At 77.0% G+C, this 10,901-nt stretch carries 10 protein-coding genes, 1 pseudogene and 1 riboswitch; of the genes and pseudogenes, 6 read left to right on the top strand and 5 right to left on the bottom strand.

Annotation, left to right across the window (positions count from 1 at the left end):
• From HCN52_RS16800 to thiO, 4 genes and pseudogenes are all read right to left on the bottom strand, one after another.
• A pseudogene (locus tag HCN52_RS16800) lies at window positions 1–397 on the bottom strand (hypothetical protein); the annotation flags it as partial.
• A 201-nt stretch (window positions 398–598) separates the two neighbouring features.
• Window positions 599–1,468, bottom strand: coding sequence for a thiazole synthase (locus tag HCN52_RS16795; RefSeq protein WP_168089271.1), 870 nt, complete (start codon window positions 1,466–1,468; stop codon window positions 599–601).
• A 1-nt stretch (window position 1,469) separates the two neighbouring features.
• Window positions 1,470–1,751 (bottom strand): sulfur carrier protein ThiS, encoded by a 282-nt coding sequence (gene thiS, locus HCN52_RS16790; RefSeq protein WP_168089270.1) that lies wholly within the window; start codon window positions 1,749–1,751, stop codon window positions 1,470–1,472.
• Window positions 1,748–3,079 carry a glycine oxidase ThiO gene (gene thiO / locus HCN52_RS16785; protein WP_168089269.1) on the bottom strand — a complete coding sequence of 444 codons (1,332 nt, stop codon included), beginning with the start codon at window positions 3,077–3,079 and terminating at the stop codon, window positions 1,748–1,750. The genes thiS and thiO overlap by 4 nt, the downstream gene beginning before the upstream one ends.
• Window positions 3,078–3,185: riboswitch (TPP riboswitch) on the bottom strand. It overlaps the preceding gene by 2 nt.
• 121 nt (window positions 3,186–3,306) lie before the next feature.
• Here thiO and HCN52_RS16780 point away from each other — a divergent pair.
• From HCN52_RS16780 to HCN52_RS25530, 6 genes are all read left to right on the top strand, one after another.
• Window positions 3,307–3,654 carry an avidin-fold protein gene (locus HCN52_RS16780; protein ID WP_168089268.1) on the top strand — a complete coding sequence of 116 codons (348 nt, stop codon included), beginning with the start codon at window positions 3,307–3,309 and terminating at the stop codon, window positions 3,652–3,654.
• A 95-nt stretch (window positions 3,655–3,749) separates the two neighbouring features.
• On the top strand, window positions 3,750–4,955 hold the full coding sequence (locus HCN52_RS16775) for an NAD(P)/FAD-dependent oxidoreductase (RefSeq protein WP_376767142.1): 1,206 nt from the start codon (window positions 3,750–3,752) through the stop codon (window positions 4,953–4,955).
• Between the two features lie 131 nt (window positions 4,956–5,086).
• A complete protein-coding gene (locus HCN52_RS16770) occupies window positions 5,087–5,452 on the top strand; it encodes an Rv2175c family DNA-binding protein (protein ID WP_168089267.1) in 366 nt (121 codons plus the stop codon).
• A 122-nt stretch (window positions 5,453–5,574) separates the two neighbouring features.
• A complete protein-coding gene (gene thiE / locus HCN52_RS16765) occupies window positions 5,575–6,240 on the top strand; it encodes a thiamine phosphate synthase (RefSeq protein WP_168089266.1) in 666 nt (221 codons plus the stop codon).
• 36 nt (window positions 6,241–6,276) lie between these two features.
• Window positions 6,277–7,224, top strand: coding sequence for a methylenetetrahydrofolate reductase [NAD(P)H] (metF, locus tag HCN52_RS16760; protein ID WP_168089265.1), 948 nt, complete (start codon window positions 6,277–6,279; stop codon window positions 7,222–7,224).
• Between the two features lie 14 nt (window positions 7,225–7,238).
• Window positions 7,239–8,462 carry a hypothetical protein gene (locus HCN52_RS25530; RefSeq protein ID WP_245175216.1) on the top strand — a complete coding sequence of 408 codons (1,224 nt, stop codon included), beginning with the start codon at window positions 7,239–7,241 and terminating at the stop codon, window positions 8,460–8,462.
• A 48-nt stretch (window positions 8,463–8,510) separates the two neighbouring features.
• Here the strand turns inward: HCN52_RS25530 and HCN52_RS16750 are convergent, their stop codons facing one another.
• Window positions 8,511–9,980 (bottom strand): phytoene desaturase family protein, encoded by a 1,470-nt coding sequence (locus tag HCN52_RS16750; RefSeq protein ID WP_209314636.1) that lies wholly within the window; start codon window positions 9,978–9,980, stop codon window positions 8,511–8,513.
• Window positions 9,981–10,901 lie beyond the last annotated feature (921 nt).

Genomic DNA, 10,901 nt, shown 5'->3' with positions numbered 1-10,901 from the left:
CCTCGGCGCCGGGCGGCTGCGGTGCGGGAGCGGCAGGGGCCGCGTCGTCGTCGGCGCTCGCGGCCTGCGGCGTGGTGGCCGGGGTGCCGGCGGGGGCGCCTGCACCGGGCGCCTCCTCGGGCGCAGCGGCCGGGGGACGGGGCGCGGCGGCAGCCGCGTCGTCGGCGGCACCGCTCTCACTGCCTTGCGTCGGCTTCGGTGCGGCAGGGCCGCGCTTGACGAGCCGGTCGGGGGTACCCGCGGTCGGCCGCGCCGTGCCGGCGGCCTCCGCGTCCGTCACCGGGCCGTCGGTCGCCCCGGTCGTCGCAGCGGCGGCCCCCGGCGCCACCCCGTTGCTCTCCGGTTCGGGTCTCTCCGCTCCCGCGGCGCCGCTCTCGTCGGGGGTGGGTGTGGTCACAGCTGTCTCCTCGGGACGACCCGTTCGCGACACCGCCCCCGGCACCAACCGCCGTCCCCGGCGGGGTACCTGTTCGCGCAGCGACCCGGGTACCGGCCCTCGCCGGTGGCCGGAGAATATCCGACCCCACCGACACCGCCGGTCACCAGGGGCGTTGCCCGGTCGGCGCGTGATCTGCCGCCGGTGGCCGCCGCCGGCGGCTCAGGAGGTGAAGGCGGGCCGCTCCGGGTCCAGGTGAGCGATGCCCTCCTGCGGGGAGGACGCCTCCGCGAAGTGCCGCCGGGGAATGCGGCCGGCCAGCGCCGCGAGCCGCCCCGCCCGCACCGCGTCGCGCATCGCCTCCGCCATCACCGCCGGACGCTGCGCCCGGGTCACCGCCGAGGCGAGCATCACCCCGGCGCAGCCCAGCTCCATGGCGAGCGCGACGTCGGAGGCGGTCCCCGCGCCGGCGTCGAGGATGACCGGCACGTCGACCCGCTCGGTGATCAGCCGGAAGTTGTGCGGGTTGCGGATGCCGAGCCCGGAGCCGATCGGGGAGCCGAGCGGCATCACCGCGGCACAGCCGAGCTCCGCCAGCCGCACGGCGACCACCGGGTCGTCACCGCAGTAGGGCAGCACGGTGAACCCGTCGTCCACCAGCTCCTCCGCCGCGTCGAGCGTCGCCACCGGGTCCGGCAGCAGGGTGCGCTCGTCGGCGATGACCTCCAGCTTCACCAGGTCGGTGCCGAGCGCCTCGCGGGCGAGGCGCGCGGTGAGCACCGCCTCCCCGGCGGTGTAGCAGCCCGCGGTGTTCGGCAGCACCGCCACGCCCAGCTCGGAGAGGACGGACAGCACGGTGCCCTGCACCCCCGGGTCGAGCCTTCGCATCGCGACCGTGGTCAGCTCGGTCCCCGAGGCCAGCAGCGCGGCGCGGAGGGCGGCGTGGCTGGTGGCGCCACCGGTGCCCATGATCAGGCGCGAGGTGAAGGTGTGTCCGCCGATGACCAGCGGGTCGTCGGTGGGGGACGTACCGGTCTCGGGCGCGGCACCGCTGCCGGTCGGCTGCGCGTCGTCGGTCGCTGTGTCGGTCATGTCAGCCTCCCTGTACGGCGGTCAGCACCTCGACGCGGTCACCGTCCCGGACCGGCGTCCGGTCCCAGGCGCCGCGCGGTACCACCGCCTCGTTGAGCGCCGCGGCGATCCCCGCGGCCCGCTGCCCGTCGCCGGACGGTGCCGGCGGTCGCCCACCGGTCAGCTCCGCGACCACGGCGGCCAGCGTCGTGCCCTCGGGGACGTCACGGGCGGTGCCGTTCACCGACAGCCGCACCGTGCCGGCCTCCGCCGGTGCCGGTCCGGTCGCGAAGGGGTCGTTCATCGCCGTGCTCCCGTCAGATCGTCCGCCGCGCGCGACTCGGCGCGCGGATGGTCCACCGGCGCGGCGCCGGTGGCGAAGCGCTCGGGGCCGAAGGGCGCCGCGTACGCAGGCAGCGTCCCGGTGGTCAGCGACTGCGCCAGCGCCTCGCCGGTGGCCGGGGCCAGCAGCACGCCGTTGCGGTAGTGCCCGGTGGCCAGATGCAGCCCCGGCACGACCGACGGGCCGAGCAGCGGGGCGTTGTCGGGCGTCCCGGGCCGCAGCCCCGCGCAGGTCTCGGTCAGCGGGAGCTCCGTGAGTCCCGGAACGAGTTCGTGCGCGTCGCGCAGCAGCTCGTACACGCCGCCCGCGGTGACGGTGGTGTCCCAGCCCTGCTCCTCGGAGGTGGCGCCGATCACCAGCTCACCGTCGGCGCGCGGTACCAGGTAGACCGCGCTCCCGCGCACCACCGCCCGGACGGTCCGGGAGAGGAACGGTGCCCGCGAGGCCGGGACCCGCAGCCGCACCACCTGGCCCTTGACGGGCCGCACCGGCGGCCGTGCCGCCTCCGGCAGCCCGGGCAGGTCGCCGCTGCGACTGCCGCAGGCGACGACCGTCGTCCCGGCCGAGACGACGGTCCCGTCGGAGAGTTCCGCCCCCGTCACCCGGTCGGCACGCAGCGTCAACCGCCGCGAGGACGCCCGGTGGATCGCGACCCCGGCGCGGCCGCAGGCCACCAGCAGCGCGTCGGTGACCCGGCGCGGGTCGACCTGATGGTCGCCGTCGACCCGCAGCCCCCCGCGGACACCGGGCGCGAGCATCGGCTCGGCCCGGCGGCACTCCCGGCCGGTCAACCACTGCGAGGTCAGTCCGTTCCGCTGGTGCAGCGTGTGCAGTTCGCGCAGTTGGGCCCGGTCGTCGGAGTCGAGGGCGACAGCCAGCGTGCCGCACGGCCGGTAGCCGGTCCCCGTTCCCGCCGCCTGCGAGAGCTCGCCGGCGAACTGAGACCACGCGCGGGCGGAGCGGAGGTTCAGCTCGAGCAGCGCCTCCTCGCCGTAGTGCAGTTCGGTGACCGCGGCCAGCATCCCGGCCGCGACGCGCGCCGCGCCGCCGCCCGGCTCCGGGTCGGCCACCACCACCGACAGCCCCTGCCCCGCCGCGCGCCAGGCGACGGTCAGCCCGATGATGCCGCCGCCGATCACCAGGACGTCGGTGGTGAGCGCGGTGGCCGCGCCGCCGGAGAGGGCGGGTCCCGCGGCGGACCGGCCGTCCCCGGCATCCGCGTCCGGCGGGCCCGGTGGCGGGGGCGTCGTGCCTGTCGGGCCGGTCGGCCGCTGCTCTGGGCACGCCATGGTGAACTGCTCCTCTCCCTACGCCGGCATGATCCGGGTCAGGTTGTGCGGTCGGAGGCCGCAGCCTCCCTCTCAGCCCGGTGCGCCGGGCTCCCGTGGGACGCGGGCCCGCGCGCCGACCCCCTGCCGGAGGCGGGGTACGGTGCGAACCCGTCTGCCGCCAGCGTAGTACCCGGGGCCCCGCAGCCGGCGGGGCGGCCGCGGCGGCCCGACCGAGAGGCAGGCCCATGGCCGCATCACTCGACGGGCGCGTGCTCGTCCCCGACGCCGACCAGGCCCCGGACCAGGTGGGCACCGGCACCCGGTTCCACTACCGCGAGGCACACGGCCGGATCCACGCCGAGTACGCCGGCGGCGCCGTCGAGCGAGGTGTGCTGCTGGGCACCAGGGACGGCGACCGCCTCGATTTCCGCTACGTGCAGCTGCTGACCGACGGCACCACCGCGTCCGGCCACTGCGTCGGGGAGGTCCGCGAACTGCCGGACGGCCGGCTCGCCGTCGACGAGACCTGGGAGTGGGAGTCGCGGCCCGGCAGCGGCACCTCCCGCGTGGTGGAGCAGCCGCACGGCCGCTGAGCCACGCCCGCCCGGCTCACGGCGTCGGCCCGCCCCCCACGCGACCACCGCCGTCGCCCGGGGCGGCGCCCGGGGGCCGTGAGAGGCTGGCCGCCGTGAACAACGAGCGAGTCGTCATCGTCGGGGCCGGCCTGGCCGGCGTGCACACCGCCTCCCATCTGCGGGACGCCGGCTGGCAGGGGGGCATCGACCTGCTCGGGGCGGAACCCCACCGCCCCTACGACCGGCCGCCGCTCTCCAAGGAACTGCTGACCGGCGAGGTGGCCGATTCCTGGCTGGAGACCGACCTCGACGCCCTCGGTGTCCGGCTCCGGACGGGGGTCGCCGCGACCGGGCTCGACACCGCCGGCCGGCGGCTGGAGACCGACGCCGGACCGGTCGCCTGGGACCACCTGGTGATCGCGACCGGCGCCGCCCCTCGCGCACTTCCGGGCGCCGCGCACGCCCCGGGGGTGCACCTGTTGCGCACCCTCGACGACGCACGGGAGCTGCGCGCCGCGCTGGTGCCCGGCGCACGGCTCGTCGTCGTCGGGGCGGGGTGGATCGGGGCCGAGGTGACCAGCACGGCGCGCGCCGCCGGCTGCGAGGTCGTCGTGGTCGAGGCCGCCGGTGCCCCGCTGCCCGGCGTGCTGCCGGCCGAGGCCGCGGAACCGATGCGTCGCTGGTACCGGGAGTCCGGTGCGCGGCTGCTCACCGGCACCCCGGTGACCGAGGTGCGCTCCGACGGCGTGCGGCTCGCCGACGGCGGCCACGAGCCCGCCGACGCCGTTCTGGTGGCCGTCGGTTCGCGCCCGGACACGGGCTGGCTCACCGGGACCGGCGTCCCGCTCGGGGCGGACGGCTCGGTCCTCGCGGACGACCGGCTGCGGGCAGGTCCGCCCGGGGTGTACGCGGTCGGTGACTGTGCCTCGTTCCCCTCCGCCCGGTACGGGCGCCGGCTGCTGGTCCAGCACTGGGACAACGCGCTGCACGGCCCCGCCACGGTGGCCGCGGCGATCACCGGGGGCGACCCCGCGCCGTACGACCCGGTCCCCACGTTCTGGTCGCGGCAGTTCGGGCGGATGGTGCAGTCGGCCGGGCTGCACTCGCCCACCGACCGGCTGCTGCACCGCGGCTCGCCGGCGGGCGAGGACGGGTGGACGGTGTGCTGGACCGCACCGGACGGCACGCTGACGGCGGTGCTGACCGTCGACCGGCCGCGCGACCTCGCGCAGGGACGGCGGCTGGTGGAGCAGCGCGCGCTGGTGGACCCGGCGGCGGTGGCGGACCCGGCGATCCCCCTCAAGCGCGCCGTGCGCTGACGGAGCGGCCCGGCGGCGGCCCGGCGGCGGCCCGGCGGGGAGCCCTCGCCGTCGGCTCACCGTGCTCCGGATGCCCCGTGATGCGGGGGTTCTGGGTGACGCTGTCGCCGGGGGATGGCACGCTTGTGGGTGTGACCGAGATTGATCCGAAGATTGACGCACTCGTCCCCGCATGGCTCACCCTGCCCGACATCGCCGAACGGCTCGACCTGGAGGTGACGCGGGTCCGGCAGTGGGTGAAGGACGGCCAGCTGATCGCGATCCGCCGCGGTGAGAACCGGGCCCTGCACGTCCCCGCCGACTTCATCGGCGAGGACCGCATCGTGAAGGGGCTCTCCGGCACCCTCACGCTGCTCCGCGACGACGGCTTCTCCGACGAGGAGATGATCGAGTGGCTGTTCACCCCCGATGACACCCTCCCCGGTACGCCTGCGCAGGCGCTCAACGAGAACCGCGGCACCGAGGTGAAGCGGCGGGCACAGGCCCTCGCGGTCTGACCCGTCCGACCGGGAGCCGGTGCGGCACGGCGGCAGGACCGCCGTGCCGCACCGGCTCCGGCCACCGGCCACCGGCCACCGGCCACCGCCCCGGCCCGCCCGGCACCCGACCCGAGGAACCCATGGCCACCCGAGAGGCACCCGTGTCCGTCGCCGACGCCCGGCTCTACCTGTGCACCGACGCCCGCCGGGAGCGCGGCGACCTCCCCTCGTTCCTCGACGCCGTCCTCGGCGCCGGGGTGGACATCGTGCAACTGCGCGACAAGGGGATGGAGGCAGCCGAGGAACTCGCGACCCTGGAGGTCATGGCCGACGCCTGCCGCCGCCACGGCGCACTGCTCGCCGTCAACGACCGGGCGGACGTGGCCCACGCCGCCGGCGCGCCGGTGCTCCACCTCGGCCAGGGTGACCTCCCGGTCCCCGCGGCGCGCGCGATCGTCGGCGGCGACGTCCTCATCGGCCGCTCCACCCACACGGAGGCGGAGGTGGACGCGGCACTCGCCGACCCGGAGACCGGCTACTTCTGCACCGGGCCCTGCTGGCCCACCCCCACCAAACCCGGCCGCCCCGCGCCCGGCCTGCCACTGGTGAGCTACGCGGCGGCCCGCGCGGGCGACGTCCCCTGGTTCGCCATCGGCGGTATCGACGCCGGGAACATCGACGCCGTCCTCGACGCCGGCGCCCGCCGCGTGGTGGTGGTGCGCGCCCTCACCGAGGCGTCCGACCCGGCTGCCGCCACCACCGAGCTGGTCCGCGCGCTGGCGCGACGTCCACTCCACGGACGGTGATCGCCATCGGGCGGCGCCGCTGGCTACCGTGGCGGCATGGCCCTGGGAATCCCGTCCGTCCGACATGATCACGCGCGAACCGTCCGCGAGTTGCTGGCGGCCGGTGAGCGCTCCTACTCCTTCGAGTTCAACGCCCCGCGCACCGAGAAGGGTGAGCGGGTGCTCTGGGAGGCGATCCGCCGCGTCGAGGCGGTTGCTCCGACGTTCGTGGCGGTGACCTACGGTGCGGGCGGCAGCTCCCGCGAGGGAACGATTCGCGCCACCGAGCGCATCACCACCGAGACCACGCTGACCCCCGTCGCGCACCTCACCGCCGTCGAGCACTCCGTGGCGGAGCTGCGCAACATCATCGGGCGCTACGCCGACGCGGGCATCCGCAACATGCTGGCGCTGCGCGGCGACCCCCCGGGCGACCCGATGGGGGAGTGGGTGCGGCACCCCGAAGGAGTCGGCTACGCTGCCGAACTGGTCGAGCTGATCAAGGAGTCGGGGGACTTCTGCGTCGGCGTGGCCGCGTTCCCCGAGATGCACCCCCGGTCCGCCGACTGGGACACCGACATCCGACACTTCGTCAACAAGTGCCGGGCCGGCGCCGATTACGCCATCACGCAGATGTTCTTCGACGCCGACGACTACCTCCGGTTGCGGGACCGGGTCGCCGCCGCCGGCTGCGACACCCCGATCATTCCGGAGATCATGCCGGTGACCAGCGTGCGGCAGATCGAACGCTTCTCACAGCTGAGCAACGCCACGTTCCCGGCGGATCTGGCGGACCGCGTACACGCGGTCCGCGACGACCCGGGCGCTGTACGCTCGGTGGGAATCGAGCACGCGACGCGGCTGTGCGAGCGGTTGATGGACGAGGACATTCCCGGTCTGCACTTCATCACCCTCAACCGGTCCACGGCCACGCTGGACATCTACCGCAATCTGGGCCTGCACCGGCGCCCCGGCACCACGGGGGACGGTGGCCCCGCGCACTGACGAGAGGACGGCAGATGGGCTGGACAGTCCTCTATCTCGCCTTCGGACTGGTGGCCCTGTGGCTCCTCGGGGAGGTGCTCCTCCAGTACAAGGCGCGGCTGCGCTGGCGGGTGCTGGCCTTCTGCGGATTCCTCGGCGTGGTCTTCGGCGTGATCATCCACAACGTGCCGGTGATCGCCCTCGGCGCGCTGGCGTTCGCGACCGGCCAGACGCTGGTCACCCTCTCGTTCCGCAACGGCTTCTCCACGGGCTGGTCGATCGGCGGGAAGCCCGGCAGCAGCCGACGGCGGCGCGGCATGGAGCCGATGGCCCCGGTGCCCGATGAGGCGGGAGGCCACGGCCCGCCGCCCGGCGGCCACGGCGGGCCGCACGACACCTGGGGCGAGGACGGGCCCGGCAGCACCGTGGGCGCGGGCGCCCGGGACGTCGCCCACCGCGACACCGAGCCCGGCACGGCACGCTCCGCCGACCGGGACGACCACGCCACGGGGTACGGGCAGGACGGGCCGCAGGACGGGTACGGTGCCGGGTACGGCGAGGACGGCCACGCCCGGGGCGGGTACGACAACGACGGCGGCTACGGCAACGACGGCGACGGCCGGTACGGGAACGACGGCGGCTACCGCGACGACGCCCGCTACGGCAACGACGGCGGTTACGGCAACGACGGTTACGGCAATGACGGCCGCTACGGCAGCGGCGGCGACGGCGGTGGTTACGCCGAGACCGCCGCGTTCCCCGCGCAGGGCGGCGGCCACCCCGGGTACGACGACCGCGGCGGCTACCGGGACGCCGGCTCCGACACCGGGTCCGGTTACGGCGGGTACTCCGACAACGGCGGGTACTCCGACAACGGCGGCTACGGCGACAGCGGTTACGCCAACAGCAACGCGGACGGCAGCGGGTACGAGCGCTACGGGAACCCCGGTTCCGAGGCGCACGCGGGCGGCCACCCGCAGCACGCCCAACCCGGCGGCTACGGCTACCCCCCGGGGCACGCCGAGGGCGGCTACCCCGACCCCACCACCCAGGGCTACGGCACCCAGTACCCGCCGCCCGGCGCCCCCGGCGGGCAGGGCCCCTGGCCCCCTCCCGGGCCCTACTACCAGGAGACCCCGCCGGGCGGGGTCTGGGTCCCGCAGCAGCGGGACACCGTCATGCCGGACGAGTACCAGCAGGCGTACGACCCCAACTCCCCCCACCAGCAGGGGCATCCCCACGACCAGCAGCGCTACTGACGGCGGCGGCCCCGCGGGGCCGCCGCTCGGGGCCGTGCCCGCCGCGGCTCAGTAGGAGCCCTGCCACCGCGGGCCCTCGACGATCAGCCCCGCGGCGAGCGCCCCGGACATCCCGGCGTGGATCAGACCGCCGCCCGGATGCGCCTGGCCGCCGACCCGGTAGGCGCCCGGGAGCCGGCCGGCCGTCGCGGGAGCCAGCAGGGCGCCCCCGGCGCCCGCGAGCACCGGCGGTGCCACCACGCCGCCGGGCACACCGGTCGTGCGCTCCAGATCGGCGGGGGTGAGCACCACCCGCCACAGCACGCGGTCCCGCAACGTCGGGTCGGCGGCCGCCGCCCGGTCCACCACCCGGTCGGCGTACGCCTCGGCGGCGCCGGGGGCGTCCCAGTCGACGCGGTCGCCCTTCCCGTCCGGGTGCGCGGCCGGCGCACCGGTGCGGTGCGGCGCCACCTCCGTGGTGAGGACCGCGGTGGCGTGCGCCGGGTCGGGGACGGCGGCCGGGTCGTCCGGGCGGTCGAGCGTCACCGCCGGCCCGGGCACCGCTGCGGCTCCCGGTGGTGGGTGGACCACGGTGCGGTGCGGGGTGCCGGCCGGGTGGGGGCCGCGGAGCGCCAGCAGCACCACGAGCCGCCCAGCCGTGCCGCGCGGCTGCCCGGAACCGGGCCAGGCCCCGCCCCACACCACGGTCTCCGCGGCCAGGCGCCGGCCGTCGGCCAGCTCCACCCCGGCCGCGCGGCCGTCGCGCTCCAGGACGCGGACCGCCTCCGCCCCCAGCTCGAACACCACCCGCCGCTCCTCGCAACGCCGCCGCACGGCCGCGATCAGCGCCCGCATCCCGCCGACCGGGTACCAGGTCCCGAAGGTCTCCTCCACGTACGCGAGGACCGCCGCCGACGCCGGCGCGGTGCCCGGGTCCAGGCCGTGGCGGCGCACCACCGACGCGAGCAGCGCCTCGGTGGCGGGGTGCCGCAGTTCGTCCCGTGCCATGGCGGCCAGGGTCCGCGCCCGGCGCCGCAGCAGGCCGCTCCGGCGCAGCGGGTAGGGGTCCTCGTACGCCGCCTGTCGGGCGGCCGCCGTCAGCGGCTCCTCGAGCAGGGGGCGGCGGGTGGCCTCCCATGTTCCGCGCGCCCGCCCGAGGACGCCGTGCCACCGTTCCCCCGCCTCGCTGCCGAGCGCCTCGTCCAGCGTCCGTCGCACTCCCGCGCGGGAGAAGCCGGGCAGTCGCAGCGCGGTGCCGTCGGCGAACCAGTGCTCGACCGCGGGGTCGACCCGGCGCAGTTCGACGCACTCCTCCAGCGCGGCCCGTCCCGTCTTGAGGAACAGGTCACGCCAGACCGCCGGGAAGTGCAGCAGCCCCGGACCGGTGTCGAAGACGAAGCCGTCCCTCCGGTACGCGCCGACGGCCCCGCCCACCGACTCCGAGCGCTCGACCACCGTCACCCGGTGGCCGGCCGTCGCCAGTCGTGCCGCCGCCGCCAGGGCGCCCGCACCGGCGCCGACCACCACGATCCCTGCCATGGACGGCACCCTACTGCCGGGGTCACGGCGGTCGACGCGCCGGTCCGGCCGCCGGTCGGCGCGGGTACCCAGCGGCGCCCGGAGCCGGTCTGAGTACCCGACTGAGTAGGAGCGCTCATGGGCGCCGCCCGGCGCGGCGGCACAGTGGTGGTCACGGGCCGGGGCCACCGGACCGCCGGCACGGGGCGGCGGGCGGGGCCGCGGTCGGCCCGGCGGCTGCGGCCGCTGGGCGTGCGGGCAGGTCGCGACACGGGCCGGGGGGCCGGCGACCGGGACACGCAGCGGGACGCCGGGTCGGGCCGGACGCTCCGTCGCCGCTCCCGGCGGGAACGGCGCGCCGACAGCAGGGACGCGGTGCGAGCCGCCGCCGAGGCGGAGACAAGAGGCGACAGCCCCGGCAGCGCCGACAGCGCAGCGCCACCGGCCGCCGGTGCACCCCGCCCCCCGCGTCGCACCCGCCGGGCGCTCCGCCGCTCGGGCACCCCCGGGTCGGCGGCCGACGCCCCGGCCGAACCGTCACTGAACCTGCGACAGACACCGGAGGATGCGGAGGGCACGGCGCGGCGGCGCGGCGGCCGGCTGCTGCGCGGCGTGCGCCGCGGCCAGGACGCCCGCCGTCCCGGCGCGGCCCCGGACCCCGCCCGGGAACGTGGCACCGCGGGAGATTCACCGGGGAGCGCCGCCGCCGTCCCGGCGGTCGACCGCGCGCCGGACGGCTCCCCGGCGAGCTCTTCGACAGCGCCCTCGGCGGTCGCGACCCCGGAGCCGAAGCGGAAGCGCCGTGCCCCGTTCGCCGCCGCGTCGCGCCCCTTCGGGCGACGCGGCGGCGAACGGAGCGCCGGTGACGCGCAGGACGGGAACGGGGACGCGTCGCGCCCTGTCTCCGACCGGCCGGCCGCGCAGCCGACCGCGCCGGACGGC

The organism is Streptomyces bohaiensis (genome assembly GCF_012033785.1).
Classification (GTDB): domain Bacteria; phylum Actinomycetota; class Actinomycetes; order Streptomycetales; family Streptomycetaceae; genus Streptomyces; species Streptomyces bohaiensis.
This window is presented reverse-complemented; position numbering and strand designations above follow the sequence as displayed.